This is a genomic window from Hydrogenophaga intermedia (assembly GCF_023715105.1).
Taxonomy (GTDB): Bacteria; Pseudomonadota; Gammaproteobacteria; order Burkholderiales; family Burkholderiaceae_C; genus Hydrogenophaga; species Hydrogenophaga intermedia_A.
On record NZ_JAMBNO010000004.1, the window covers coordinates 189,415 to 212,833 of the forward strand.

The following is a 23,419-nucleotide window of genomic DNA, read 5'->3' on the forward strand; positions in this document are numbered from 1 at the left end:
TCGGCTACATTTGCGTCGTCGATCGGGAGAGACCGTCGGGCCGCGGTGCGGCCCCGCGGCGCCGAAGGAGCAACCGCCCCGGAAACTCTCAGGCAAAAGGACCGTTCGATGCGCTTCACACTCTGAAGAGTGGCCAGGTTCGTCACCCGGCCCACCGCAGGAGCAAACCCGCTGCCGCAAGGCGGGTGAATCTCTCAGGTTCCAAACAGAGGGGGTCATGGCCAGCACGTGGTGTGCCGGCCGTGCCCATCCCTGTTTGACGGCACCTCACGAGAGATTCCCATGGCAAACATCATCGTCATCGGCGGCGGCATCACCGGCGTCACGAGCGCTTACGCCCTGGCCCGGCAGGGTCACCAGGTCACCCTGATCGAACGGCACCGCTATGCCGGCATGGAAACCAGCCATGCCAACGGCGGGCAGTTGTCGGCCTCCAATGCCGAAACCTGGACGCACCCGTCCACCCTGATCAAGGGCCTGAAGTGGATGCTTCGGCCCGACGCGCCACTGCTGGTGAACCCACGGCCCACCTGGCACAAGCTGAGCTGGTTCGCGGAGTTCGTCGCCGCGATCCCGAAGTACCGCCACAACACCATCGCCACCGCGCGCCTGGCCATCGAGGCGCGCGATCACCTGTTCTCGTGGGCGCAGGCCGAGGGCGTCGACTTCGATCTCGAGCAGCGCGGCATCCTGCACATCTACCGCGACCGCAATGGCTTCGAGCACGCTCGCGAGGTCTCGAAGCTGCTGGCCGAAGGCGGGTTGCCGCGTCGCGCCGTCACGCCCGATGAAATGCGCGCCATCGAGCCGAGCCTGCAAGGCGAGTACCACGGCGGCTGGTACACCGAGAGCGACAGCACCGGCGACATCCACAAGTTCACCCACGGCCTGAGCCTGGCCTGTGTGCGCCATGGCGTGCGCCTGCTCAACGGTCAGCAGGTCTCTCGCGTGCGCAGCACCGGCACCTCGGCGCAGGTGACGCTGGCCAGTGGCGAGGTGCTGGGCGCCGATGCGGTGGTGGTCTGCGCTGGCGTGCACAGCCGCGCGCTGGCGGCTCAACTGGGCGATCGGCTCAACGTCTATCCGGTCAAGGGCTACTCGATCACCGTGATGCTGCAGGACGCGAGCAGCCAGGCGGCCGCGCCGCGGGTGAGCCTGCTCGACGACGAGACAAAGCTGGTCACGAGCCGCCTCGGCGCGGAGCGCTTTCGCGTCGCCGGCACGGCCGAGTTCAACGGCTTCAACCTCGACATCCGCGCCGACCGTATCCGCCCGCTGGTGGATTGGGTCAACCGCTGTTTCCCGGGCGTGAGCACACGCCGTGTGGAACCCTGGGCCGGCCTGCGGCCCATGATGCCGGACATGATGCCCCGCGTCGGCCCCGGCCGCGCGCCCAACGTGTTCTACAACACGGGCCACGGCCACCTGGGCTGGACCTTGTCGGCCGTGACAGCACACCAGTTGAGCGCACACGTTGCGCGCTGGGATCAGCATCGCGCACCGCTGCGCCTGCGCGTACCGGCAACGGCCTGAGCAGGCACCCCGCCAGTTCAGCGCACGGGCGGGGCGGTGTGCCGCCCCCCTTGGTAGCCCGGGTGGCGACGGCCGCTCGCGGTCAAGGCATCCTCGACCCGATCGATCGCCTGATCGATCCCGAGGGCGCTGGGCAGGCTGTGCCTGAAAACGGGGTCGGCGATCTCACCAGCGCCAATGGCGATGACCGCGTCGCCCTGCGGACCACCGCGCAAGCTCGTGGCGCGGTGGCCGATGTGCATCACACTCGCATCGCCAGGGGGCGGGTTCATCACAGCGCCTGCGTCTCGCCCAGGCGCCGGGCGATGGCGTCGACCACCCGCGCATCGATGGCGTGGGCGAGGCCGGGAAAGCGGTCCAGGCTAGTCCTCGCGCCCAGTGCCCGCAAGTGCCGATCGGCGTCGACCGCCAGTGCCACCGGCATCACCCGGTCCTCGTCTCCATGCATCAGGTGAATGTTGGTCTCGGGTGGCCGTCGGCGCGGCGCTTGTGCAAAGCGTCCGGCGAGCGAGATCACCCGCCCGGCAAGGGCGGCGCCAGCCACCTGCGTGGCTTCCAGCGCCATGATGGCGCCTTGCGAGAAGCCAACCAGGGTTGTGTGCGCTGGATCGGCACCCGCCTCGCGCTGCCAGCAAAGTACCGCCGCCTGGAACGCGGGCATGGCCGCTGCCACGCGTGCCGGGCGGTTCTCTTCCGTCACGCCCAGCACCGAAAACCACTGCCAACCGGCACCCACGTCGGCGGGCGAAGGCGAGCGTACGCTGACGACCCAGTCTTGCGCACGTTGCGCCGCCAGCGCCTCGCCCAACGGGCGCAGATCCTCGGCGCGAGAACCCACGCCGTGAAACAGCAGCACCAGCCCGGCGCTGGGCGCCATCGGGTGCCGCGGCTTGTGGATGACGATGTCGGCCTGCCGGTCGTGCAACATGGTCATGCCGTCACCCCGCCCAGCCCGAAGGCAAACGAGTCCATCGACAGCACGCCATGCACGATGCCGCCTTCGAGCACGTGCACCGGCTGCGTGAGATCGGCTGCACCGGCCGCCACCAGCAGCGGCCAGAAGTGCTCCGCCGTCGGATGGGCGCGTTGCGCATGGGGCGCCTCGTCCAGCGTGCGCAGCAGGCGCGCGGCGTCGCCGCGCTCGACGGCTTCGCGAACCCAGGCTGCGAATTCGGCGGCATAGGCCTCTTCCCGGCCGTGCCCGCTGCGGAACTCGTACAGGTTGTGGGTGAGGCTGCCGGAGCCGACGATGAGCACGCCCTCGTCGGCCAGCGGTGCCAGCGCCTTGCCGAAGGCCCAGGCGCTGCGGGCGTCCAGCCGCGCGGGCAGAGAGACCTGAAACACGGGAATGTCAGCGTCGGGGTACAGGTGCATCAGGGGCACCCAGGCGCCGTGATCCAGCCCACGACCCTCGTCGGCGTGCGCGGCCAAGCCAGCTGCCTGGAGCAACTCGAGCGCGCGTTGCGCCATCGTGGCGTGGCCTTGCGCCGGGTAGTTCAGCCGATACAACTCGGGGGCGAAGCCCCCGAAGTCGTGGATCGTGGCGGGATGCGACGAAACGGCCACCCGCGGCGTGGGCGTCATCCAGTGCGGCGATACCACCAGCACGGCTTGCGGGCGCGGAAGTGCGCGGCCCAGGGCGGTCAGCGCCGGCCCTACACGCCCCGGGTCGAGAGCGAAGCTGGGCGCGCCATGCGATACGAACAAGGTGGGCAAACGTGACATGAGGGGGCTCCCATCGGGCAGTGGGTCCGTAGGCAGCGAACGGCCGGGACAGGGCTCACTTTAAAAGGCCTCGAAAAAGCGATAAATAGTCTTCACTTGAACTATTTATCCCGGTAATCGGGACAATACGGGAATGGACCGATTTCTGGAAATGCGTGCCTTCGTCACAGTCATCGACGCCGGCAGCTTCGTGCGGGCTGCCGACGCGTTGGATTTGTCCAAGACCGCGGTGTCCCGTCTGGTGAGTGACCTGGAAGCGAGGCTGGGCACCCGGCTGCTCCACCGAACCACGCGCCGGCTCTCGCTCACGCCGGAGGGTGAGGTGTTTCTGGAGCGATGCCGGTCATTGCTGGAGGGCGTGGAGTCGGCCGAGGCCGAACTGAGTACCCGAGCCGGGGAGGCTGTGGGACAGTTGCGCGTCAATGTGCCCGTGACCTTCGGTTTGCTGCACCTCGCACCGCTGTGGCCGGCTTTCATGGCGCTGCACCCCAGGGTGGTGCTGGACATCACGCTGTCTGACCGCTTGGTGGATCTGGTGGACGAGGGCTACGACCTCGCGGTGCGCATCGCGCAACTGCAGACATCCTCGCTGGTGAGCCGGCAGCTCACCTCGACACGGTTGGTGCTGTGCGCGTCACCCGACTACCTGCGCCGGCATGGAACGCCGGCGCAGCCTTCCGACATCGCGCAGCATTCGGTCATCAGTTACACCCTGCTGGCCACGGGCGATCAGTGGGCGTTCCAGGGGCCGCAAGGCCCCGTGAGCGTGAAGGTGTCACCTCGCATGCGCACCAACAGCGGCGACACCTGCTGCGCCGCGGCCTTGCAGCACCAGGGCATCGTGCTGCAGCCGACCTTCCTGGTCGGCCCGCACCTGGCCTCGGGGACGCTGGTCGAGATACTGCCCGCGTACCGCTCGCTCGATCTCGGCGTGCACGCGATCTACCCGACGCGCAAACACCTCACGCCCAAGGTGCGCGCGCTGATCGACTTCCTGGTGGATGCGTTTCGCATGCGCGCCTGGCCCGCGTGATGGCCCACGTGATGGCAGGGCATCACGCGGGACACAGGTTCGGCCAGTTCGGGCAGCCGTTCGAGGCGCCATGCAGCCTGGCGAGGCGGGGCTTTTGCAGCCCCGCCGGATCAGAGCGCCTTGGCCTGCGCCAGCAGCGTACCGGCGTCGCTGACCTCGAACTTGCCCGGCGCTTCGATGTTGAGCGTCTTGACCACGCCGTCCTTCACCAGCATGGAGTAACGGTTGCTGCGCAACCCCATGCCACGGGCTGTGAGGTCCAGGGTGAGGCCGGTGGCCTTGGTGTAGTCGGCGCTGCCGTCACCCAGCATGCGCACGATGCCGGCGGACTTCTGCTCGCGCGCCCAGGCGCCCATCACGAACGCGTCGTTCACGCTGACGCACCAGATCTCGTCCACCCCGGCCGCCTTGAAGTCGGCGGCATGCTGCACGAAACCAGGCACATGCTTTGCCGAGCAGGTGGGCGTGAAGGCACCGGGCAGCGCAAAGATCGCAACCGTCTTGCCCGCGCTGGCCTTTTGCACATCCACCGGGTTGGGGCCGATGCTGCAACCGTTGCCCTCGACTTCGCTGTACTCCATCAGCGTACCCGCAGGCAGCTTGTCTCCGACCTTGATCATGGTGACTCCTCGTTGATTGGTGGCTGAAAACAAAAAAGCGACCGGATTGTCGGTCGCTTTTTCGGGGCGCGCTGCGCAAGGTCTGAAAGGGTCTCAGACGATGGCGGCCTTTTGCACCAGGCGGCTGGCCACCCAGTTCTTGCTCTTGGAGATAGGACGGCTCTCGGTGATCTCGATCAGATCGCCCAGCTTGTACTCGCCGTTCTCGTCGTGCGCGTGGTACTTGCTGGACTTGATCACGATCTTGTCGTAGATCGGGTGCTTCACGCGGCGCTCGACCAGGACCGTGACGGTCTTGGCGCGCTTGTCGCTCACCACCTTGCCGACCAGGGTGCGCTTGAGTGCGGTTTTGGCTTCGGTCATGGTTGGCTCCTTACTTGGCGGCTGCGCGCTGCTTCTCGGCCAGGATGGTCTTGGCACGAGCAATGGCGCGGCGGGTGTCGCCCAGCGTGGCGGTGTTGTTGAGTTGTTGCGTGGCCTTCTGCATGCGAAGACCAAAATGGGCCTTCTGCAGCGATTTCACTTCGGCTTCGAGGCCGGCCACATCCTTCTGGCGCAGTTCAGCAGATTTCATTGTGTGTTCTCCTGAATCACTGACCCAGCAGGCGCGTCACGAACGTGGTGCGCAGCGGAAGTTTGGCGGCGGCCAGGGCAAAGGCCTCGCGGGCCAGTTGCTCGGGCACGCCCACGATTTCGTACAGCACCTTGCCGGGCTGGATTTCGGCCACGTAGTACTCGACCGAACCCTTGCCGTTGCCCATGCGGACCTCGGCAGGTTTCTGCGAGATCGGCTTGTCGGGGAACACGCGGATCCAGATGCGGCCGCCACGCTTGACGTGACGGGAGATCGCGCGACGCGCGGCCTCGATCTGGCGGGCCGTCAGGCGGCCGCGGTCGGTGGACTTCAGGCCGAAGTCGCCAAAGGCCACGGTCGCGCCACTGGTGGCGACACCGGTGTTACGGCCCTTGTGCTCCTTGCGGTACTTGCGACGAGCGGGTTGCAACATGTTTATTCTCCTTTGCCGTCCGCAGCTGCAGGTGCGGGAGCGTCTTTGCGAACGCGCTTAACGGCGGGTTTGGAATCACCACCCGTGGCTTCGGCGGGCTTGTCGCTGCCGTCGGCCGGTGCGGTGTTGGTGCCACGGCGCACGGCAGCACGGGCGGCAGGGCCGGCCGGGCGCTCGGTGCGCTCACGGCGCGGGCCACGCGGGCGGCGCTCTTCTTCGGCACGCGGCTCGGCGGCCACGGGCGCATCGTTGCGGCCCAGGGTGTCGCCCTTGTAGACCCAGACCTTGACGCCGATGACGCCGTAGGTGGTCTTGGCTTCCGAGGTGCCGTAGTCGATGTCGGCGCGCAGGGTGTGCAGCGGCACACGGCCCTCGCGGTACCACTCGGTGCGGGCGATCTCGATGCCGTTCAGACGACCGGCGCTCATGATCTTGATGCCCTGGGCACCGAGGCGCATCGCGTTCTGCATCGCGCGCTTCATGGCGCGGCGGAACATGATGCGCTTCTCGAGCTGCTGCGTGATCGAGTCGGCGATCAGCTTGGCATCGATCTCGGGCTTGCGCACTTCCTCGATGTTGACGGCCACCGGCACGCCCAGTTTGGCGGCCAGGTCCTTCTTCAGCTTCTCGATGTCCTCGCCCTTCTTGCCGATCACCACGCCCGGACGCGCCGAGTAGATGGTGATGCGGGCGTTCTTGGCGGGGCGCTCGATGACCACGCGCGAGACGGCGGCGTTCTTCAGCTTGCCCTTGAGGTACTCACGCACCTTGATGTCTTCGGCCAGCATGCCCGCGAAGTCGCGGTTGCTGGCGTACCAACGGCTGGCCCAGTTGCGCGAGACGGCCAGGCGGAAGCCGGTCGGGTTGATTTTTTGTCCCATGTTCCTGTGCCTCTCAGTTGCCGACCGTCACGTAGATGTGACACGTGGGTTTGCTGATGCGGTTGCCACGGCCTTTGGCGCGGGCTTCGAAACGCTTGAGCGTCGTGCCTTGTTCGACGTAGATCGTCTTCACGCGCAGTTCGTCGATGTCGGCACCGTCGTTGTGCTCGGCATTGGCGATCGCGGACTCCAGGGCCTTCTTCACGATGCCTGCGGCCTTCTTCTGGGTGAAGGTCAGGATGTTGAGAGCCTGATCGACCTTCTTGCCACGAATCAGGTCGGCCACGAGGCGGCCTTTGTCCACCGACAGGCGCACGCCACGGACGACAGAGCGGGTTTCCGTACTCATGGTGTTTCCTTACTTCTTGGCTTTCTTGTCACCCGGATGGCCCTTGAAGGTGCGCGTCAGGGAGAACTCGCCGAGTTTGTGACCGACCATCTGGTCGGTGATGTACACCGGCACGTGCTGCTTGCCGTTGTGCACGGCGATCGTCAGGCCGATGAACTCGGGCAGGACCATCGAGCGGCGCGACCAGGTCTTGACCGGCTTCTTGTCCTTGTTGGCCTGGGCCTTCTCGACCTTGGCCATCAGGTGGTGGTCCACGAAGGGACCTTTTTTGAGCGAACGAGTCATGTGGTCAACCCCTTACTTCTTGCGACGCGAGACGATCATCGACTGCGTGCGGCGGTTGTTGCGGGTACGGTAACCCTTGGTGAGGTTGCCCCACGGATCCACCGGTGCGCGGCCTTCGCCGGTCTTGCCCTCACCACCACCGTGCGGGTGGTCGATCGGGTTCATCGCGGTACCGCGAACGGTCGGGCGAATGCCCATGTGACGCTTCACACCGGCCTTGCCGATCTGGCGCAGGCTGTGCTCGGTGTTGGACACCTCGCCGATGGTGGCGCGGCAGTCCACGTGGATCTTGCGCACCTCGCCCGAGCGCATGCGCACCTGGGCGTAGATGCCTTCGCGGGCCAGCAGCACGGCCGAGGCACCGGCCGAGCGCGCGATCTGCGCGCCCTTGCCAACCTGCAGCTCGATGCAGTGGATCGTCGAACCGACGGGGATGTTGCGGATCGGCAGCGTGTTGCCCACACGGATGGGCGACTCCGAACCCGACAGCAGGGTCGCACCGACTTCAACGCCACGCGGGGCGATGATGTAGCGGCGCTCGCCATCGGCGTAGCACAGCAGCGCAATGTGCGCCGTGCGGTTCGGGTCGTACTCGATGCGCTCGACCTTGGCCGGAATGTTGTCCTTGTTGCGACGGAAGTCGACCACGCGGTAGTGGTGCTTGGCACCGCCGCCCTTGTGGCGCGTGGTGATGTGGCCGTTGTTGTTGCGGCCCGACTTCTGGTGCTGGGGTTCCAGCAGCGGCGCGAAGCCCGCACCCTTGTGCAGGGTTTCGCGCGTGACCTTCACCATGCCGCGACGGCCTGGTGAAGTCGGTTTCATCTTGATCACAGCCATGATTACGCGGCCTCCCCACCGAAGTTGAGTTCCTGGCCCGGCATCAGCGTCACGTAGGCCTTGCGAACGTGGTCGCGGCGGCCGACGGTCTTGCCGAAGCGCTTGGTCTTGCCCTTCTGGTTCACGACCGACACGCCCTTGACCTGCACCTTGAACATCAGCTCAACGGCGGCCTTGATCTCGGGCTTGGTGGCGTCGCGCAGCACCTTGAACAGCACGGCATTGGATTTTTCGGCAGCCATGGTGGCCTTCTCGGACACGATCGGTGCCACGAGGACCTGCATCAGGCGACCTTCGTCGAATTGGATGGCGCTCATGCGAACATCTCCTTGAGCTGGTCGATCGCCGCCTTGGTGACGATCACTTGCTTGTAATGCACCAGCGACAACGGGTCGGCGTAACGCGGCTCGACCACGAGCACGTTCACCAGGTTGCGCGAGGCCAGGTACAGGTTCTCATCGACCTCGTCGGCGATCACGAGGATCGACGACTTGAGATTCATCGCCTTGAACTTGTCGGCCAGCTGTTTGGTCTTGGGCGAATCGACCTTCATCGACTCGACCACCGACAGGCGGCCTTCACGCACCAGCTGCGAGAAGATGGACGCCATGCCGGCGCGGTACATCTTCTTGTTGATCTTCTGGGTGAAGTTTTCGTCCGGGCTGTTCGGGAAGATGCGACCGCCCCCGCGCCACAGAGGCGAGGACGTCATACCGGCGCGAGCGCGACCGGTGCCCTTCTGTTTGAACGGCTTCTTGGTCGAGTGCTTGACCATCTGACGGTCTTTTTGTGCACGCGTACCTTGACGGGCGTTCGCCTGATAAGCCACCACGAGTTGGTGGATCAGGGCTTCGTTGTAATCGCGACCGAAGACGGTCTCGGGCACATCCAGCTTGGACGCGGCCTGACCCTGGTCATTGAGGAGTTCGACTTGCATCAGTTCGCTCCTTTGGCGGCCGCAGCCTTGATGGCGGGACGCACCGTGACAAAGCCACCCTTGGAGCCCGGAACGGCACCCTTGATGAGCAGCAGTTGACGCGCCTCGTCCACGCGAACGATGTCGAGGTTCTGGGTGGTGACGGTCTCGTCGCCCATGTGCCCGGTCATTTTCTTGCCCGGGAACACACGGCCCGGATCCTGGGCCATGGAGATCGAGCCCGGCACGTTGTGCGAACGGCTGTTGCCGTGCGAAGCGCGCTGCGACGCGAAGTTGTGGCGCTTGATGGTGCCGGCGAAGCCCTTGCCGATCGAGGTGCCCTGCACATCGACCTTCTGGCCAGCGGCAAACAGCGCATTGGCCGCCACGACGGCACCCGGCTGATACTGGGCAGCCACGTCGGCGGTGACGCGGAATTCCTGGATGATTTCACCGGCTTCGACGCCGGCCTTGGCCAGGTGACCGGCCACCGGCTTGGTGACACGGGAGGCACGACGCTTGCCGAAGGTGACTTGCAGCGCGTCGTAACCGTCGCTGGCCTGGGTTTTGACCTGGGTGACGCGGTTGTTCGACACGTCGATCACCGTGACGGGCACGGCGTCCCCGTCGTCGGTGAACAGGCGCATCATGCCCACCTTGCGGCCCAACAACCCGAGGGAGTTGCTCAGACTCATTGTTTTCTCCGTTCCCGACTGCAATTGGCCGGGGCTGATGGTGCGAAACCGGGGTCTCGCGCTACGGGCCTTTGCCGATCCAGGGATCGGCTGGCACCACGAAATCTCCGGCCAGAAGCCGGAAAGCCCGCCAGTATATCCGGCGGGCTTCTTTGCTGCAAGCGCCGCCGGGCAAATGCCCGGCGAAGCGGCCGGCGGGCCTTATTGCAGCTTGATCTCCACGTCCACGCCCGCGGGCAGGTCGAGCTTCATGAGCGCGTCGACCGTCTTGTCGGTCGGGTCGACGATGTCCATGAGGCGCTGGTGGGTGCGGATCTCGAACTGGTCGCGGCTGGTCTTGTTGACGTGCGGCGAGCGCAGGATGTCGAAACGCTTCATGCGCGTGGGCAGGGGCACGGGGCCCTTGACGATGGCACCGGTGCGCTTGGCGGTCTCGACGATCTCGGCAGCGGAGGTGTCGATCAGCTTGTAGTCAAACGCCTTGAGGCGGATGCGGATCTTCTGTTTGGTGGCAGCCATGAAACCGCTCCTTACTCGATGATCTTGGCCACGACGCCGGCGCCGACGGTGCGGCCGCCTTCGCGGATGGCAAAGCGCAGGCCTTCTTCCATGGCGATCGGCGCGATCAGCTTGACGGTGATCGAGACGTTGTCGCCCGGCATCACCATCTCTTTGTCCTTGGGCAGCTCGATCGCACCCGTCACGTCCGTCGTGCGGAAGTAGAACTGCGGGCGGTAGTTGTTGAAGAACGGCGTGTGACGGCCGCCCTCGTCCTTGCTCAGCACGTACACCTCACCGGTGAAGTGCGTGTGCGGCTTGATCGAGCCGGGCTTGCACAGCACCTGGCCGCGCTGCACTTCTTCGCGCTTGGTGCCGCGCAGCAGGATACCCACGTTGTCACCGGCCTGGCCCTGGTCGAGCAGCTTGCGGAACATCTCCACGCCCGTGCAGGTGGTCTTTTGCGTGGCAGCAATGCCCACAATCTCGATTTCCTCGCCAACCTTGATGATGCCGCGCTCGATACGGCCGGTCACCACGGTGCCGCGACCCGAGATCGAGAACACGTCTTCCACCGGCATCAGGAAGGCACCGTCCACCGCGCGCTCGGGCGTGGGGATGTAGCTGTCCAGCGCATCGGCCAGGCGCATGATCGCCTGCTCGCCCAGATCGCCCTTGTCGCCTTCGAGCGCCAGCTTGGCCGAGCCCTTGATGATCGGCGTGTCGTCGCCCGGGAATTCGTACTTGGAGAGCAGCTCGCGCACCTCCATCTCGACGAGCTCGAGCAGCTCGGCATCGTCCACCATGTCGCACTTGTTCAGGAACACGATGATGTAGGGCACGCCCACCTGGCGCGCCAGCAGGATGTGCTCGCGCGTCTGGGGCATCGGGCCGTCAGCGGCCGAGCACACCAGAATGGCGCCGTCCATCTGGGCAGCACCGGTGATCATGTTCTTGACGTAGTCGGCGTGGCCCGGGCAGTCCACGTGCGCGTAGTGGCGGTTGGCCGTCTCGTACTCAACGTGTGCGGTGTTGATCGTGATGCCACGCGCTTTTTCTTCCGGAGCCGCGTCGATCTGGTCGTACGCCTTGGCCTGGCCGCCGAACTTCGTCGCCAGCACCGTCGTGATCGCCGCCGTCAGCGTCGTCTTGCCGTGGTCAACGTGACCAATGGTGCCCACGTTCACGTGCGGCTTGGTCCGCTCGAATTTCTCTTTTGCCATGTCGATTCCTTCAAAAAGAACAACGCCCGTGTTGCGGTTTTAGGTCTGCACGCTGCTGCTGGATCACCCCGCACGGGCACAGGGCGGCGCGGCGTCGCAGACCGACTGAAAACAAGGGCCACTCCGCAGGGAGCGGCCCGCTGAACTTACTTCGCGCGCGCGGCGACGATGGCTTCGGACACGTTGCGCGGGGCTTCCGCGTAGTGCTTGAATTCCATCGTGTAGGTCGCACGACCCTGCGACATCGAGCGCAGCGTGGTCGAGTAGCCGAACATCTCGGACAGCGGCACCTCGGCCTTGATGGCCTTGCCGCCACCGACCATGTCTTCCATGCCCTGCACCATGCCGCGACGGGACGACAGGTCGCCCATCACGTTACCGGCGTAGTCCTCGGGCGTCTCGACTTCCACGGCCATCATGGGCTCGAGGATGACGGGGTTGGCTTTCTTGCAGCCTTCCTTGAAACCGAAGATGGCAGCCATCTTGAACGCCTGCTCGGACGAGTCCACATCGTGGTACGAACCGAAGTGCAGGGTGACCTTGACGTCCACCACCGGGAAGCCGGCCAGCACGCCGGTGTTGAGGGCTTCGATCACGCCCTTCTCCACCGCCGGGATGTACTCGCGCGGCACCACGCCGCCCTTGATGGCGTCCACGAACTCGAAGCCCTTGCCGGCTTCGTTGGGTTCGATCTTGAACACCACGTGGCCGTACTGGCCCTTGCCGCCGGACTGGCGCACGAACTTGCCTTCGGCTTCTTCCACGCTCTTGCGGATGGTCTCGCGGTAAGCCACCTGCGGCTTGCCCACGTTGGCTTCCACGCCGAATTCGCGCTTCATGCGGTCGACGATGATCTCCAGGTGCAGCTCGCCCATGCCGGAGATGATGGTCTGGCCGGACTCTTCGTCGGTCTTGACGCGGAAGGAAGGGTCTTCCGAGGCCAGACGCTGCAGCGCGATGCCCATCTTTTCCTGGTCAGCCTTGGTCTTGGGCTCCACGGCCTGTGCAATCACGGGCTCGGGGAAGACCATGCGCTCCAGGGTGATGACGGCATCGGGATCGCACAGCGTCTCACCGGTGGTCACTTCCTTCAGGCCCACGCAGGCAGCAATGTCACCAGCGCGGATCTCTTCGACTTCCTGGCGGTTGTTGGCGTGCATCTGAACGATACGGCCGATGCGCTCCTTCTTGCCCTTGACCGGGTTGAAGACGGTGTCGCCCTTCTTGAGCACGCCCGAATAGACGCGCACGAAGGTGAGCTGGCCCACGTAGGGGTCGGTCATGAGCTTGAAGGCCAGCGCCGACAGCTTCTCACCGTCGTCGGCCTTGCGGGTGGCGGGCTCTTCCTTCTCGTCGGTGCCGGCAACAGGCGGGATGTCCACCGGCGAGGGCAGGAAGTCGATCACCGCGTCGAGCATGCGCTGCACGCCCTTGTTCTTGAAGGCGGTGCCGCACAGCATGGGCTGGATCTCGGTGGAGATGGTGCGCGTGCGCAGGCCGAGCTTGATCTCTTCCTCGGTGAGGTCGCCCTCCTCGAGGTATTTGTTCATCAGCTCTTCGCTGGCTTCGGCGGCGGCCTCGACCATCTTCTCGCGCCACTCCTTCGCGGAGGCAACGAGTTCCGCCGGCACCTCGTGGTACTCGAACTTCATGCCTTGCGAAGCCTCGTCCCAGATGATGGCTTTCATCTTGAGCAGGTCGACCACGCCCTTGAAGTTCTCTTCCGAGCCGATGGGGATCACGACCGGCACGGGGTTGGCCTTCAGGCGCAGGCGCATCTGGTCGTAGACCTTGAAGAAGTTGGCACCGGTGCGGTCCATCTTGTTCACGAAAGCCAGGCGCGGCACCTTGTACTTGTTGGCCTGGCGCCAGACGGTTTCCGACTGCGGCTGCACGCCACCCACGGCGCAATAGACCATGCAGGCGCCGTCGAGCACGCGCATGGAGCGCTCGACCTCGATGGTGAAGTCCACGTGGCCGGGGGTGTCGATGATGTTGAAGCGGTGCTCCGGATAGGACAGATCCATGCCCTTCCAGAAGCAGGTGGTGGCGGCGGAGGTGATCGTGATGCCGCGCTCCTGCTCCTGCTCCATCCAGTCCATCGTGGCGGCGCCGTCGTGCACTTCACCGATCTTGTGGTTCACGCCGGTGTAGAACAGGATGCGCTCGGTCGTGGTGGTCTTGCCAGCATCGATGTGCGCGGAAATGCCGATGTTGCGGTAACGCTCGAGGGGCGTGGTGCGGGCCATGGAAATACTCCGGAAAGGGTTCGAGCCCGCCACCCCGGATGGGGGCTTGCGGGCTCTCGGGTCAGGTTGATCGGAAGGGGTTCGTCCGGATCAGAAGCGGAAGTGGCTGAAGGCCTTGTTGGCCTCGGCCATGCGGTGCACCTCGTCGCGGCGCTTCATGGCGCCGCCGCGGCCTTCGGTGGCCTCGATCAGTTCGTTGGCCAGGCGCATGGCCATGGACTTCTCGCTGCGCTTCTTGGCCGCCTCCTTGATCCAGCGCATGGAGAGCGCCAGACGACGGACGGGGCGCACTTCCACGGGCACCTGGTAGTTGGCGCCACCCACACGGCGGCTCTTGACTTCCACCATGGGTTTGACGTTGTTGATGGCCGTCGAGAAGATTTCCAGCGGGTCCTTGCCCGACTTCTTCTCGATCTGCTCGAACGCACCATAGATGATGCGCTCGGCCACGGCCTTTTTGCCGCCTTGCATGATCACGTTCATGAACTTGGCGACTTCGACGTTGCCGAACTTGGGATCCGGCAGGATTTCACGTTTAGGGACTTCGCGACGACGGGGCATGATTCACCTCTTGCTTCAGTTGATGTCCGGACGTCCTGTCTGATCCGAACACCCCGCAGACCCATCGGGAGCCTGCACTTACTCGGCCTTTGTTCAAGGCCACTACGCCGTTCCAGCTCGTCAAAACCGGGCGGCACCGAAATTCAGAAAACCGGTCAGGCCTTCTTGGGACGCTTGGCGCCGTACTTGGAACGCGCCTGCTTGCGGTCTTTCACGCCTTGCAGGTCGAGCGAGCCACGCACGATGTGGTAGCGAACACCCGGCAGATCCTTGACACGACCGCCGCGAACCAGCACCACGCTGTGTTCCTGCAGGTTGTGGCCTTCACCGCCAATGTAGGAAATGACTTCAAAGCCGTTGGTCAGGCGGACCTTGGCGACCTTGCGAAGGGCCGAGTTCGGCTTCTTCGGCGTCGTGGTGTACACACGGGTGCACACGCCGCGGCGCTGCGGCGAGTTTTCCATGGCCGGGCTCTTGGATTTGGTCTTTTCGACCTCCCGGCCTTGGCGCACGAGTTGGTTGATGGTTGGCATTGAAAACGTCCCTAAACGTTTGAAAATAGCAAAGCCTTCCGGAAAATTCCGAAAAGCCCGCTAGTGTAGCACTGGCGCGGCGGCGGCGCCAAGCCGCGCAAGCGGCTCAGCACCCGCTCACTGGATCCAGAGGCGGATCGCGTCCCAGGCGCGGCCGAAAATGCCCGCTTCCTCGACGGTTTCGAGAACCGTCAGCGGCACTTCCACCACGGGCTGCCCGGCGGCCGTGGTCACCCGCAGGGTGCCGATTGCCTGCCCTTTCTGCAGCGGGGCGACCAGCGGCTCGGGTCGCACCACCTCGGACTTCAGCCGCGCACCTTCGCCGGCCGGCACCGACACCACGACCCCTTCGACGCGGCCCAGCTTGGCCGTTTCGGCCTTGCCTTTCCAGACGCGGGGTTCGGCCGCGGGTTGATCGGCGGCCAGCAGGCGAACGGTATCAAAGGCCGTGTAGCCCCAGTTGAGCAATTTCTGGGTCTCGGCCGCGCGCGCGTTCTCGCTGGCAGCCCCGAGCATCACCGACAGCAGACGGCGCTGCCCCGCCGGCCCATCGCCCAGGCCGGGCACCGGGCGGCGCGCGGTGGCCACCAGACAGTAGCCTGCGGCGTTGGTGTGGCCGGTCTTCAGGCCGTCCACCGTCGGGTCACGGAACAGCAACAGGTTGCGGTTGGTGTCGTTGCTGGCGGGCGTGCCGGGGTAGCGGTAGCGCTGGATGGCGTAGTAGCCGACGTACTGCGGAAAGTCATTCATGAGGCGCGTCGCCAGCGTGGCCAGGTCGCGCGCCGTGGTGGTGTGGCCGGCTTCGGTCAACCCCTCGGGGTTGCGGTAGCTCGTGGCGTTCATGCCCAGCGCCTTGGCCTGCTGGTTCATCAGCTCGACAAAACGCTCCACCGAGCCGGCCACGCCTTCGGCCAGGGCCACGGTGGCGTCGTTGCCCGACTGCACGATCATGCCCTTGATGAGGTCCTCGACCGACACCTGCATCTTGGGGTCGATGAACATGCGCGAACCGGGCATCTTCCAGGCGCGCTCGCTCACACCGAAGGTCTGCGTGAGGCTGATCTTGCCGGCACGCAAGGCGTCGAACACGATGTAGGCGCTCATGAGCTTGGTGAGCGATGCCGGCTCGACCGGCGCGTCCGGCTCCTTGCTGGCAAGCACCTGGCCGGTGGTCACATCGAGCAGCAGGTAGGCCCGGGCCGCAATCTCTGGCGGCTGGGGCATCTGGGCTGCCGCGCCTGGGTGGAGGCCCAGGCCGAGCATCAGGGAGAAGGTGACAAACAGGGAGCGCAAAAACAGAAACAAAACAGGATCCTCGGTTCAAGAAATCGCGGCCACAGGACGCAGGTCAGCTGCGCAGGTGTCGCCAGACCAACTCGCGCAACAGCGGCAACTGGCCATGAAAGAAGTGACCGCCACCAGGCACCACCGTGACCGGCAGCACCTGGGGACGGGCCCAGTCCATCACGGCCGACAAGGGCACGGTGTCGTCGAGTTCGCCATGCACGACCAGGGTGCGCGCATGGAGTTCCTCGGGCAGTGGTGCCAGATTGAAACGGCTGGCCGCCGGCCCGACCAGCACCACCCGGCTCAGGTCCCGGCCCCGGGCATGCAGTTGCTGCACGGCGTGGCTCACCACGAAACCACCGAACGAGAAGCCAGCCAGCACGAGCGGGCCCTCGGGTGCTTCGGCCTGCACCACGGCCATCAGGTCACCGAGTTCGCCCCGCCCCTCGTCGTAGACGCCTTCGCTGCGACCCACACCGCGAAAATTGAAGCGCACCGCCTTCAAGCCGGCCAGCACCGCGGCTCGCGCCAGCGTCTGTACCACCTTGTTGGTCAGGGTGCCGCCGTGCAGCGGATGCGGATGGGCGATCACGGCGCATCCGCTCGCCGGCGCTTCGGGGCGATCGATCGCCACCTCGAGGGCGCCCGATGGCCCCGCCAGCAAATGCAGTTCGGTCTGCGCGTTCACCTCAGCGGCCCACGTCGGGCGGCGTGAGCAGCCGCTCGACCACCACACCATCTCGCAGGTGGGACTGCACGATCTCGTCGATGTCGTGCTGGTCCACATAGCTGTACCAGACGGCCTCGGGGTAGACGACCGCGATCGGCCCGCCTGCGCAGCGATCCAGGCAACCCGCGCGGTTGACGCGCACGCCACCGGGGCCCAGCAGGCCAAGCGCCTTGGCTTGCGACTTGCATCGCGCAAAGGCCGCTTCGGCCTGGTGATCAGCGCAGCAGGCCTCGCCGCCTTCGCGCTGGTTGAGACAAAAGAAGATGTGGCGCCGGTAGTAGGACTTCGGCGCGGGCGTGGCGGACTCGGACATGCCCCCGATTCTAGGACCGCCCCTCGTCGCGGGGCGAAGGGCGCGCTACCGCGTACAGGCCGAACGCAATGGCCGCGTAGGGCCACAGCCACCCCAGCCATTGGGATACGCCATGAAAGCGGATGAAACGGCCCTGCTCCCAGACCTCGATCGCCTGCGCGAAATAGGGCACTTCCGGTGCGCGGTTGAGCAGCGACAGCGACACCCCGAGGCACAGCAGCATCAGCGCGTGGCACAGCCGCCGGGTGAGCGGCGCGCACAACGCGGCCAGCAGCGCCGCCCCGACCAAGCCCGCCACCACGGGCTCGGTGGCCCAGGACCAGGCGTGCACCGGACCGTAGGTGAGCGCGCCGGACAGTCCGCCCACCATCCAGGCCGCCGCGAGGAAGACGGCCGCAAACACGATCCGACGCCACCAGCCACGCATGTCGCCGTAGGCCATCAGCAGCGGGGCCAGCAGGCTCAGCGCGACACAGAACGCCTCGGTCAACGGGCTGAGGGGCGCATCAGGCAACCCGGGCGCCGGCAGCCAGGCGATGAAAGGCGTGTCCCACCACCATTCGGCCAACGCCTGGGCCAGTGGCTCCCAGGCCTGGCCCAGGCCGAAGGGCACCGACAACGGATAGAGCAGGGCCAACGGCCAGATCGCCAGCAGAACGAGGCTGCCGTGCGCCCCCGGGGCGAACCACGCCTCGCGCCAGCGTCCCCAGTGCTGCAAGGCCCCGCCACGGCCCACCAGCCAGCCCAGCGCGGCGCCCACCAGACCGCCCAGCGTGTTGAGCGCAAAGTCCACGTTCGACGGCACGCGCACCAGCAGGTAGGTCTGCGCGCTCTCGATGCCGGCCGACAACAACATCGGCAACCCCGCGCCCAGCCACCACACGCCCTGGCGCCAGCCCAGGCGCAGCGCAGCCACCGCCATCAGGAAGCCGAGCGGCACATAGCCGAGGAAATTGGCGTAGAGGTCGAAGGCTGTCCAGTACTGGGGCCAGGGGGCATCCAGCCAGGACCAGGCCTGCACACCCTGCACCCGCCAGCCCGTGAATGGGTAGAGGCTGGCGTAGAGGATGAGCCCGGCATAAAGCAGGGCCAGTGGCCAGGCGGACGTGCGCATCGACCTGCCTCCACCCGCCTCAGAAAGGCTTCACCACCACCAGCACCACGGCGATCACGAGCAGCAGCACGGGCAGCTCGTTGAACCAGCGGTACCAGACGTGTGAACGTCGGCTCTGACCCGCCACGAACCGACGCAGCATCCCCGCGCAGGCATGGTGGTAGCCCACCGCCAGCAACACCACCAGCAGCTTGGCGTGCATCCACCCGTTGCCCGGACCGCGGCCGATGCCGTAACCCCACCACAGCCACAGCCCGAGCGCGATGGCGGGCACAGCCAGCAAGGTGGTGAAGCGCAGCAGCTTGCGCGCCATCAACAGCAGGCGCTCGCGCTCGGCCACGCTCTCAGGCGGCACCATGGCGAGGTTGACGAAGATGCGTGGCAGGTAGAACAAGCCGGCAAACCAGCTCGCCACGAAGACGATGTGAAAGGCTTTGACCCAGAGCATGGGGGCAGTGTATGGCCATGCTTGCGCACACGCGCCCTGGTTGCGCACAGGCAAAAAAAACCCGGCCATGGGCCGGGTTGGGAAGCCTTTTTGCTGTCACACACTAAGGCACCCGCTCAGGGAGGAAAAGCGGGGGGAACCTTGCGGCTCCCGCCTGAAGTCTATCCCACTTTTCAGCGTCAAACAAAGCGCCCCTGTCAGTATTGACAGGGGCGCGTCAGGCAAACGGCCGAGGTCAGACGGCCTAGGCGGGGGCCCCGCGAGGGGGTCGTGGGTGATCGGTCGACGCGCGCGCCGCCGGGAGTTTCGTGGTGGATGGGCGCTGTGGATCAGCGCGGTGATCAAGGCTGACGATTCAGCGCGCCGCCAGGGCGCGCAGGCGGCTGAGCGCCTCATCAAAACCGCAGTGTTCGTGCGTTCCCTGACGCAGATAGGCCAGGATGGCCTCGCGGCTGTCGATGGCCTGATCGGCCACACGGTCGGCGCCCTTCTTGTATTCGCCCACCTTGAGCAGGAGCTCGATCTCTTCGTACTTGGCGAGCAATTCGCGAACGCGGCCGGCGGCGGCCTTGTGTTCCGGGGTCACCAGTGCGCCCATGACGCGCGACGCTGAGGCCAGCACGTCGATCGCGGGATAGTGGTTCATGGCGCCAAGCTTGCGCGACAGCACGATGTGGCCATCGAGAATCGAGCGCGTCTCATCGGCCACCGGCTCGGTCATGTCATCGCCCTCCACGAGAACCGTATATGTGATCACCACCTCGGGCGAGCGAATCGCGCCCGGCGGTCAGATCGACGGGAAAGTGTTGACAGCCATCGGTGCGCAGGAAGTGGTGTTTGCCGACGGACTGCGTGTCCGTTTCCATCCCTGAGGAGAACGCATGAGGACATTCCAGCTCTCGCTGACGCCTGAACAGCACGACGTGCTGGCCGCCTGGCTGCCCGACGACCACGAGGCCAGTCTGGCCTTGCTGGGGCGCTTGAAGGAACACGCCCGATGGGGCCAGCAGCGGCCGCAGGACAAGGACACGTTCGCGCAACTGCGCGCCATGGAAACCGCCGCGACCGCTGCACTGTGGGTGCTGCAACGGCTGCCACCGACCATGCACCAGAAATCACAGCTCGACACCGCGGTGCGTGTCGACAAAACCAGCATGCGCCCACCGCACCCCGCTTCGGCGCATCCACACCTTCCCCCACAGACGTCCTAACACCCAGGAGGCACCATGCCAGGACTCAGTCTCGGAGAACTGTTCGACAACGTCAGCCCCGTCATGGAAGCGTCGGAGCTGGAGTTGCGCGACAACATGTCCGTCATCGCCAAAGGTGACGAGGTCTCGAACACGGACCTGCTCATGTACCAATATCAATTGGGCATCAACAGCCTGACCGCGTCCATCGCCAGCTCGGTGTGCAAGGAGCGGCTGGATACGCTCAAGGCCGTGGTGCAGAAGTTCTAGGGCGCCGTGGTTCGAGGGCTTGTCTGCACCGGAAGCAACGGTTACAGACACCCATCGTGCTGCGCACGGAGCGGGCAGCCCCGCCCGCACGGGCCTTCAGGTGCGGTGCGGCGATCGGGCCTGCGTCACCGCAGCGATCGCGGCGGTGCGGCTGCTGACCTGCAGCGCGGAAAAGATGGCCGCGAGATGGCTCTTGACCGTTCCCATGGCCATGCCCAGTTCGCGGCAGATCAGCTTGTTGCTGTTGCCCTTCATGAGCTGCGCCAGTACTTCCTGCTGGCGCGCCGTCAGGCGGCTGGTGAGCTCGTTGCGTTGGCCGACATGGAGCGCCGCCGGAGCTGCGGCTCGGCGCAGGTCGGCGGCGGACTCGGCCATGAAGATGGCATCGGGCGAAACATACGTGCCGCCATCGAGCACCAGTTGCAGCGCGCTGGTCAGCAGGCGGCTGCTCACCTTCTTCGACAGATAGCCATTGACCCCATGGCGAAGCGCTTCGCGCATGGAAGAACCGCTCTCGCGGTTGCTCACCATGACGATCTTCAACTCGGGCTGACGCCGCCTGAGCGTCGCAAAATCGTCGGCGCTCCATGACGGCAGGAGATCCTCGTCGAGCAATATCAGGTCGAGGTGGCTGGCCTCTTGGCAACGCGCCGCAACGCGCTCCCAGCATTCGGCCTCTTCGACCTGCAGGGACCTGCCCAGAAGCTTCAAGGTCGTCTTGAGCCCTTCGCGGATGAGGGCGGTTTCGTCGACGATCAACACGCGCAGCGGTTGATCGTCCGGTGCGTCATTGGGCGCGGGCCGAGCGCTCATCAGGGCGCTCAAGGCGGGGGAAACATCCAGTGCCATGTAGATCTCCTGGGCAACACGCTCCCTGTGCAGGTGAAATTCTTGTTTTGCAGCGAGGTGATTCTTGAAGTGAACGCCTGTTCGCCGAATACGCTGGCTGCAGTAATTCCTAGTCCCGAAGGACGATGAGCGGTTGCCTCCGCCGAAAGTCGGTCAGACGTGTAGCGCAGGTGACAGCCGATGCCCCAGGCGGCGTGGCGCCGTGCGGATCAACAGCGGGATCGATCCGCGCAGGCAGGTTGCGCAGGTGGCCCTCTGTCCGTCAGCGCAGCCGCTGCACCTGCAGCGCGCTGACGCCACCAGCGCCATTGCCCCAGGCCTGTCGCACGTGGCTGGCCACGGCGGCGATCTCGTCGTCGCTGAGCTGGCTGCGAAACGGCGGCATGCCCCAAGGGCGCGGGTGCGCCGTGGTGGTGGGGCCATAGCCACCGTCGAGCACCCAGCGCACCAGGTTCACCGGCGACGCCTGCGTGACGGCGCGGTTGCCCGCCAGTGGCGGGAAGGCCCAGGGGCCGTCCAACGGCGCGCCCTCGGCCCACGCGCCCTCGCCCTGCTTGCCGTGGCATTGCGCGCAGTGCTGCTCGTACACGCGCGCGCCCTGCAGCAGCACGCGCGGCTCGGCAGGCACGTCATCGCGCGGCTGCGGCACCACGGGCAGATCCTTCAGGTAAGCGGCGATGGCGCGCAGTTCGGCCTCGGGCAGGTGCTGCGTGCCGTGACGAACGACCTCGGCCATCGGGCCGCTCACGGCGGCCCGGTCGGTGCGACCGTCGCGCAGCAGGCGCACGATGTCCTCCGTGGACCAGGCTTGCACGCCAGCCTCGCCCGGGTCGAGCAGCGACGGTGCCCACCACGCGCCATCGGGCATGGGGCCGCCCGCCAGCGCCTCACCAGGGCCTTCGAGAACGCCCGGCGCGCGGTGGCAAGCCGCGCAGTGCGCCACGCCCTGCACCCACCAGGCGCCGCGGTTCAACTCGGCGCTGCGCGTCGGCTCGTCGCGCTGCTCGCCGGGCGCGAAGTGCAGCACGCGCCAGGCCGCCAGCGCCAGCGGCTGGTCGTACGGGAAGCGCAGGCGGTGCGGCTCGCGCGCGCGCTCCACCGGTGCCAGCGTTCCCAGGTAAGCAAACAGCGCGTCGGTGTCGGCGCGCGCCAGGCGCGTGGTGTGCAGGTAGGGAAACGCGGGGTAGAGCAGGCGGCCGTCGCGCGACTGGCCGTGGTGCAGGGCGCGGTGGAACTCGGCAGCGCTCCAGCCGCCCAGGCCGCTGGCGTGCGGGGTGAGGTTGCTGCTCACGATGGCGCCAAAGCGCGTCTGCACCGCGTGTCCACCGGCCCAGGGCTCGCCGCCTTTCGCGGTGTGGCAGGCCATGCAGTTGCCGGCGCGGGCGAGTAGTTCACCGCGCGCAATCAACGCCGGTGTGGGGGTCAGTTCGGGCGCCTGCACCAGCGGCACGGGGCGCAACTCGCGCCACACGGCCCACGCAAACGCCAGGCCCGCGAGCAAGATCAAACCCAGCGCGATCGACAGCAGGCGGCGCGTCATCGCACGCCCCCGAGGTCGCTGCCGCAAGCGATGGGCAAGGGCGCCGGCAGGCGCTCGGCAGGCTTCGGATCGACCGGCAGCGGCTGCGCGGCGAGCCAGCTCGCCACCGCACTCACGTCCTCGCCGCTGAGCTTCTTCGCCACCTCGGCCATGCAATCGGGCATGCTGGCCTGGCGCAGTCCGGTCTGCCAGCCGCCGAGCTGGCCGATGAGGTAGTCGCGCGGCAGGCCGAGCAGACCGGGGATGGCGGGCTGCACGCCGGTCATGCGCTCGCCGTGGCAGCTGTTGCACGACGGCAGGTTCTTCGCCGGATCGCCCACGCGCACCAGCTGTTCGCCGCGCGCGCGCTGCGCCGCCGTGCCCTGCGCGGGCGCCGGTGGCGGGTAAGGCAGATCGAGCCCGGCGAAATGCGCCGCCATCTCGCGCAGGTAGGCGTCGTCCAGGTGATCGAGCAGGGACGCCATGCCCACGGCCTGGCGCCGTCCGGCCTGAAAATGGCGCAGCTGGTTGTGCAGGTAGGCCGCGGGCTTGCCCGCAATGCGCGGGAAGTAGCCGTCGGGCGTGGCGCGGCCCTGTTCGCCGTGGCAGGCGGTGCAGGCCAGCAGGCGCTGCGCCATGGTGTCGGGCACCCGAACGGGGGTGGGAGATGGGCTCTGGGCAGCGGCGGCAGCGGCCCACAGCGCTGCGGCGACAATGGCAAGGCGGATCACGTGCCGACCGTATCACAGTGCAC

At 66.2% G+C, this 23,419-nt stretch carries 33 protein-coding genes and 2 riboswitches; of the genes, 5 read left to right on the plus strand and 28 right to left on the minus strand.

The window, feature by feature from the left end; all coding sequences use genetic code 11:
- Nucleotides 1-13 precede the first annotated feature (13 nt).
- Nucleotides 14-114: riboswitch (glycine riboswitch) on the plus strand.
- Nucleotides 115-219, plus strand: a riboswitch (glycine riboswitch).
- Between the two features lie 63 nt (nt 220-282).
- The gene (locus M3149_RS05585; protein ID WP_251708342.1) at nt 283-1,533 is read left to right on the plus strand and encodes a D-amino acid dehydrogenase; all 1,251 of its coding nucleotides are present in this window, start codon (nt 283-285) and stop codon (nt 1,531-1,533) included.
- Between the two features lie 17 nt (nt 1,534-1,550).
- Here M3149_RS05585 and M3149_RS05590 read toward each other — a convergent pair whose 3' ends face one another.
- From M3149_RS05590 to M3149_RS05600, 3 genes are read right to left on the minus strand one after another with little or no spacing between them, the layout of a single operon-like run.
- Nucleotides 1,551-1,805 (minus strand): hypothetical protein, encoded by a 255-nt coding sequence (locus tag M3149_RS05590; RefSeq protein ID WP_251708343.1) that lies wholly within the window; start codon nt 1,803-1,805, stop codon nt 1,551-1,553.
- Nucleotides 1,805-2,467 (minus strand): esterase, encoded by a 663-nt coding sequence (gene ypfH, locus M3149_RS05595; protein ID WP_251708344.1) that lies wholly within the window; start codon nt 2,465-2,467, stop codon nt 1,805-1,807. The genes M3149_RS05590 and ypfH overlap by 1 nt, the downstream gene beginning before the upstream one ends.
- The gene (locus M3149_RS05600) at nt 2,464-3,258 is read right to left on the minus strand and encodes a dioxygenase family protein (protein WP_251708345.1); all 795 of its coding nucleotides are present in this window, start codon (nt 3,256-3,258) and stop codon (nt 2,464-2,466) included. Before M3149_RS05600 ends, ypfH begins: the two co-directional genes overlap by 4 nt.
- Nucleotides 3,259-3,391: 133 nt before the next feature.
- On the opposite strand from M3149_RS05600, the gene M3149_RS05605 reads away from it, so the two are divergent.
- Complete coding sequence (locus M3149_RS05605; protein WP_251708346.1) at nt 3,392-4,291, plus strand: LysR family transcriptional regulator; 900 nt, start codon at nt 3,392-3,394, stop codon at nt 4,289-4,291.
- A gap of 110 nt (nt 4,292-4,401) precedes the next feature.
- Here the strand turns inward: M3149_RS05605 and M3149_RS05610 are convergent, their stop codons facing one another.
- The 22 genes from M3149_RS05610 to M3149_RS05715 form a co-directional block, all read right to left on the minus strand.
- A complete protein-coding gene (locus M3149_RS05610) occupies nt 4,402-4,911 on the minus strand; it encodes a peroxiredoxin (RefSeq protein WP_251708347.1) in 510 nt (169 codons plus the stop codon).
- 93 nt (nt 4,912-5,004) lie between these two features.
- Nucleotides 5,005-5,274: a 30S ribosomal protein S17 gene (gene rpsQ / locus M3149_RS05615; RefSeq protein WP_251708348.1), complete on the minus strand. Its 270-nt coding sequence runs from the start codon at nt 5,272-5,274 to the stop codon at nt 5,005-5,007.
- 10 nt (nt 5,275-5,284) lie between these two features.
- Complete coding sequence (gene rpmC, locus M3149_RS05620) at nt 5,285-5,485, minus strand: 50S ribosomal protein L29 (RefSeq protein WP_166228691.1); 201 nt, start codon at nt 5,483-5,485, stop codon at nt 5,285-5,287.
- Nucleotides 5,486-5,501: 16 nt separating this feature from the next.
- Nucleotides 5,502-5,918 (minus strand): 50S ribosomal protein L16, encoded by a 417-nt coding sequence (gene rplP / locus M3149_RS05625; RefSeq protein ID WP_251708349.1) that lies wholly within the window; start codon nt 5,916-5,918, stop codon nt 5,502-5,504.
- A 2-nt stretch (nt 5,919-5,920) separates the two neighbouring features.
- A complete protein-coding gene (gene rpsC, locus M3149_RS05630; RefSeq protein ID WP_251708350.1) occupies nt 5,921-6,799 on the minus strand; it encodes a 30S ribosomal protein S3 in 879 nt (292 codons plus the stop codon).
- A gap of 13 nt (nt 6,800-6,812) precedes the next feature.
- Nucleotides 6,813-7,148: a 50S ribosomal protein L22 gene (rplV, locus tag M3149_RS05635; RefSeq protein ID WP_009519300.1), complete on the minus strand. Its 336-nt coding sequence runs from the start codon at nt 7,146-7,148 to the stop codon at nt 6,813-6,815.
- 9 nt (nt 7,149-7,157) lie between these two features.
- Nucleotides 7,158-7,433, minus strand: a complete 276-nt coding sequence (rpsS, locus tag M3149_RS05640) for a 30S ribosomal protein S19 (protein WP_251708351.1) — start codon at nt 7,431-7,433, stop codon at nt 7,158-7,160.
- A 12-nt stretch (nt 7,434-7,445) separates the two neighbouring features.
- Nucleotides 7,446-8,270 carry a 50S ribosomal protein L2 gene (gene rplB / locus M3149_RS05645; RefSeq protein ID WP_251708352.1) on the minus strand — a complete coding sequence of 275 codons (825 nt, stop codon included), beginning with the start codon at nt 8,268-8,270 and terminating at the stop codon, nt 7,446-7,448.
- 2 nt (nt 8,271-8,272) lie between these two features.
- Nucleotides 8,273-8,587 (minus strand): 50S ribosomal protein L23, encoded by a 315-nt coding sequence (gene rplW / locus M3149_RS05650; RefSeq protein ID WP_166228703.1) that lies wholly within the window; start codon nt 8,585-8,587, stop codon nt 8,273-8,275.
- Complete coding sequence (rplD, locus tag M3149_RS05655; RefSeq protein ID WP_251708353.1) at nt 8,584-9,207, minus strand: 50S ribosomal protein L4; 624 nt, start codon at nt 9,205-9,207, stop codon at nt 8,584-8,586. Before rplD ends, rplW begins: the two co-directional genes overlap by 4 nt.
- Complete coding sequence (rplC, locus tag M3149_RS05660; RefSeq protein WP_251708354.1) at nt 9,207-9,881, minus strand: 50S ribosomal protein L3; 675 nt, start codon at nt 9,879-9,881, stop codon at nt 9,207-9,209. The genes rplD and rplC overlap by 1 nt, the downstream gene beginning before the upstream one ends.
- Nucleotides 9,882-10,082: 201 nt before the next feature.
- Nucleotides 10,083-10,400: a 30S ribosomal protein S10 gene (rpsJ, locus tag M3149_RS05665; protein ID WP_251708355.1), complete on the minus strand. Its 318-nt coding sequence runs from the start codon at nt 10,398-10,400 to the stop codon at nt 10,083-10,085.
- A gap of 11 nt (nt 10,401-10,411) precedes the next feature.
- Nucleotides 10,412-11,602 carry an elongation factor Tu gene (tuf, locus tag M3149_RS05670; protein ID WP_251708356.1) on the minus strand — a complete coding sequence of 397 codons (1,191 nt, stop codon included), beginning with the start codon at nt 11,600-11,602 and terminating at the stop codon, nt 10,412-10,414.
- Between the two features lie 146 nt (nt 11,603-11,748).
- Nucleotides 11,749-13,851: an elongation factor G gene (gene fusA / locus M3149_RS05675; RefSeq protein WP_251708357.1), complete on the minus strand. Its 2,103-nt coding sequence runs from the start codon at nt 13,849-13,851 to the stop codon at nt 11,749-11,751.
- Nucleotides 13,852-13,941: 90 nt separating this feature from the next.
- Nucleotides 13,942-14,412 (minus strand): 30S ribosomal protein S7, encoded by a 471-nt coding sequence (gene rpsG, locus M3149_RS05680; protein WP_166228715.1) that lies wholly within the window; start codon nt 14,410-14,412, stop codon nt 13,942-13,944.
- Between the two features lie 155 nt (nt 14,413-14,567).
- Complete coding sequence (gene rpsL / locus M3149_RS05685; RefSeq protein WP_166228717.1) at nt 14,568-14,945, minus strand: 30S ribosomal protein S12; 378 nt, start codon at nt 14,943-14,945, stop codon at nt 14,568-14,570.
- A 117-nt stretch (nt 14,946-15,062) separates the two neighbouring features.
- Nucleotides 15,063-16,208, minus strand: a complete 1,146-nt coding sequence (locus M3149_RS05690; RefSeq protein WP_251708380.1) for a D-alanyl-D-alanine carboxypeptidase family protein — start codon at nt 16,206-16,208, stop codon at nt 15,063-15,065.
- An 85-nt stretch (nt 16,209-16,293) separates the two neighbouring features.
- Nucleotides 16,294-16,920: an alpha/beta hydrolase gene (locus M3149_RS05695; RefSeq protein WP_251708358.1), complete on the minus strand. Its 627-nt coding sequence runs from the start codon at nt 16,918-16,920 to the stop codon at nt 16,294-16,296.
- A gap of 1 nt (nt 16,921) precedes the next feature.
- On the minus strand, nt 16,922-17,275 hold the full coding sequence (locus tag M3149_RS05700; RefSeq protein ID WP_251708359.1) for a (2Fe-2S) ferredoxin domain-containing protein: 354 nt from the start codon (nt 17,273-17,275) through the stop codon (nt 16,922-16,924).
- A gap of 10 nt (nt 17,276-17,285) precedes the next feature.
- Entirely contained in the window at nt 17,286-18,389 is a 1,104-nt protein-coding gene (locus tag M3149_RS05705; protein ID WP_251708360.1) for a VanZ family protein, read from the minus strand.
- 19 nt (nt 18,390-18,408) lie between these two features.
- Nucleotides 18,409-18,837, minus strand: a complete 429-nt coding sequence (locus M3149_RS05710; protein ID WP_251708361.1) for a CopD family protein — start codon at nt 18,835-18,837, stop codon at nt 18,409-18,411.
- 355 nt (nt 18,838-19,192) lie between these two features.
- Nucleotides 19,193-19,558: an ATP synthase gene (locus tag M3149_RS05715; RefSeq protein ID WP_285886553.1), complete on the minus strand. Its 366-nt coding sequence runs from the start codon at nt 19,556-19,558 to the stop codon at nt 19,193-19,195.
- A gap of 28 nt (nt 19,559-19,586) precedes the next feature.
- Here M3149_RS05715 and M3149_RS23005 point away from each other — a divergent pair, with 28 nt between their 5' ends.
- From M3149_RS23005 to M3149_RS05725, 3 genes are read left to right on the plus strand one after another with little or no spacing between them, the layout of a single operon-like run.
- Nucleotides 19,587-19,709, plus strand: coding sequence for a hypothetical protein (locus tag M3149_RS23005; RefSeq protein ID WP_285886555.1), 123 nt, complete (start codon nt 19,587-19,589; stop codon nt 19,707-19,709).
- A 9-nt stretch (nt 19,710-19,718) separates the two neighbouring features.
- On the plus strand, nt 19,719-20,048 hold the full coding sequence (locus tag M3149_RS05720; RefSeq protein ID WP_251708362.1) for a hypothetical protein: 330 nt from the start codon (nt 19,719-19,721) through the stop codon (nt 20,046-20,048).
- A 15-nt stretch (nt 20,049-20,063) separates the two neighbouring features.
- Entirely contained in the window at nt 20,064-20,297 is a 234-nt protein-coding gene (locus M3149_RS05725; protein WP_251708363.1) for a hypothetical protein, read from the plus strand.
- Nucleotides 20,298-20,393: 96 nt separating this feature from the next.
- On the opposite strand, the gene M3149_RS05730 is transcribed toward M3149_RS05725, so the two are convergent.
- The 3 genes from M3149_RS05730 to M3149_RS05740 all read right to left on the minus strand — a co-directional run bounded on the left by M3149_RS05730 (nt 20,394) and on the right by M3149_RS05740 (nt 23,396).
- Nucleotides 20,394-21,056: a LuxR C-terminal-related transcriptional regulator gene (locus tag M3149_RS05730; RefSeq protein WP_251708364.1), complete on the minus strand. Its 663-nt coding sequence runs from the start codon at nt 21,054-21,056 to the stop codon at nt 20,394-20,396.
- Between the two features lie 352 nt (nt 21,057-21,408).
- Entirely contained in the window at nt 21,409-22,686 is a 1,278-nt protein-coding gene (locus tag M3149_RS05735) for a c-type cytochrome (protein ID WP_251708365.1), read from the minus strand.
- Nucleotides 22,683-23,396: a c-type cytochrome gene (locus M3149_RS05740; RefSeq protein ID WP_251708366.1), complete on the minus strand. Its 714-nt coding sequence runs from the start codon at nt 23,394-23,396 to the stop codon at nt 22,683-22,685. Before M3149_RS05740 ends, M3149_RS05735 begins: the two co-directional genes overlap by 4 nt.
- Nucleotides 23,397-23,419 lie beyond the last annotated feature (23 nt).

Bases quoted from the DNA above. Each gene is read 5' to 3' on its own strand.
- rpsL (WP_166228717.1), bottom strand. From the start codon at position 14,945: ATGCCAACCATCAACCAACTCGTGCGCCAAGGCCGGGAGGTCGAAAAG.
- rplB (WP_251708352.1), bottom strand. From the start codon at position 8,270: ATGGCTGTGATCAAGATGAAACCGACTTCACCAGGCCGTCGCGGCATG.
- rpsJ (WP_251708355.1), bottom strand. From the start codon at position 10,400: ATGGCTGCCACCAAACAGAAGATCCGCATCCGCCTCAAGGCGTTTGAC.
- rplV (WP_009519300.1), bottom strand. From the start codon at position 7,148: ATGAGTACGGAAACCCGCTCTGTCGTCCGTGGCGTGCGCCTGTCGGTG.
- rpsC (WP_251708350.1), bottom strand. From the start codon at position 6,799: ATGGGACAAAAAATCAACCCGACCGGCTTCCGCCTGGCCGTCTCGCGC.
- rpmC (WP_166228691.1), bottom strand. From the start codon at position 5,485: ATGAAATCTGCTGAACTGCGCCAGAAGGATGTGGCCGGCCTCGAAGCC.
- M3149_RS05690 (WP_251708380.1), bottom strand. From the start codon at position 16,208: ATGCTCGGCCTGGGCCTCCACCCAGGCGCGGCAGCCCAGATGCCCCAG.
- rpsG (WP_166228715.1), bottom strand. From the start codon at position 14,412: ATGCCCCGTCGTCGCGAAGTCCCTAAACGTGAAATCCTGCCGGATCCC.
- tuf (WP_251708356.1), bottom strand. From the start codon at position 11,602: ATGGCAAAAGAGAAATTCGAGCGGACCAAGCCGCACGTGAACGTGGGC.
- M3149_RS05700 (WP_251708359.1), bottom strand. From the start codon at position 17,275: ATGTCCGAGTCCGCCACGCCCGCGCCGAAGTCCTACTACCGGCGCCAC.
- M3149_RS05715 (WP_285886553.1), bottom strand. From the start codon at position 19,558: ATGACCGAGCCGGTGGCCGATGAGACGCGCTCGATTCTCGATGGCCAC.
- M3149_RS05605 (WP_251708346.1), top strand. From the start codon at position 3,392: ATGGACCGATTTCTGGAAATGCGTGCCTTCGTCACAGTCATCGACGCC.
- M3149_RS05585 (WP_251708342.1), top strand. From the start codon at position 283: ATGGCAAACATCATCGTCATCGGCGGCGGCATCACCGGCGTCACGAGC.
- rpsQ (WP_251708348.1), bottom strand. From the start codon at position 5,274: ATGACCGAAGCCAAAACCGCACTCAAGCGCACCCTGGTCGGCAAGGTG.
- M3149_RS05720 (WP_251708362.1), top strand. From the start codon at position 19,719: ATGAGGACATTCCAGCTCTCGCTGACGCCTGAACAGCACGACGTGCTG.
- fusA (WP_251708357.1), bottom strand. From the start codon at position 13,851: ATGGCCCGCACCACGCCCCTCGAGCGTTACCGCAACATCGGCATTTCC.
- rplP (WP_251708349.1), bottom strand. From the start codon at position 5,918: ATGTTGCAACCCGCTCGTCGCAAGTACCGCAAGGAGCACAAGGGCCGT.
- M3149_RS05735 (WP_251708365.1), bottom strand. From the start codon at position 22,686: ATGACGCGCCGCCTGCTGTCGATCGCGCTGGGTTTGATCTTGCTCGCG.
- M3149_RS05725 (WP_251708363.1), top strand. From the start codon at position 20,064: ATGCCAGGACTCAGTCTCGGAGAACTGTTCGACAACGTCAGCCCCGTC.
- rplD (WP_251708353.1), bottom strand. From the start codon at position 9,207: ATGCAAGTCGAACTCCTCAATGACCAGGGTCAGGCCGCGTCCAAGCTG.
- M3149_RS05600 (WP_251708345.1), bottom strand. From the start codon at position 3,258: ATGTCACGTTTGCCCACCTTGTTCGTATCGCATGGCGCGCCCAGCTTC.
- rpsS (WP_251708351.1), bottom strand. From the start codon at position 7,433: ATGACTCGTTCGCTCAAAAAAGGTCCCTTCGTGGACCACCACCTGATG.
- M3149_RS05710 (WP_251708361.1), bottom strand. From the start codon at position 18,837: ATGCTCTGGGTCAAAGCCTTTCACATCGTCTTCGTGGCGAGCTGGTTT.
- M3149_RS05610 (WP_251708347.1), bottom strand. From the start codon at position 4,911: ATGATCAAGGTCGGAGACAAGCTGCCTGCGGGTACGCTGATGGAGTAC.
- rplC (WP_251708354.1), bottom strand. From the start codon at position 9,881: ATGAGTCTGAGCAACTCCCTCGGGTTGTTGGGCCGCAAGGTGGGCATG.
- M3149_RS05705 (WP_251708360.1), bottom strand. From the start codon at position 18,389: ATGCGCACGTCCGCCTGGCCACTGGCCCTGCTTTATGCCGGGCTCATC.
- ypfH (WP_251708344.1), bottom strand. From the start codon at position 2,467: ATGACCATGTTGCACGACCGGCAGGCCGACATCGTCATCCACAAGCCG.
- M3149_RS05590 (WP_251708343.1), bottom strand. From the start codon at position 1,805: ATGAACCCGCCCCCTGGCGATGCGAGTGTGATGCACATCGGCCACCGC.
- rplW (WP_166228703.1), bottom strand. From the start codon at position 8,587: ATGAGCGCCATCCAATTCGACGAAGGTCGCCTGATGCAGGTCCTCGTG.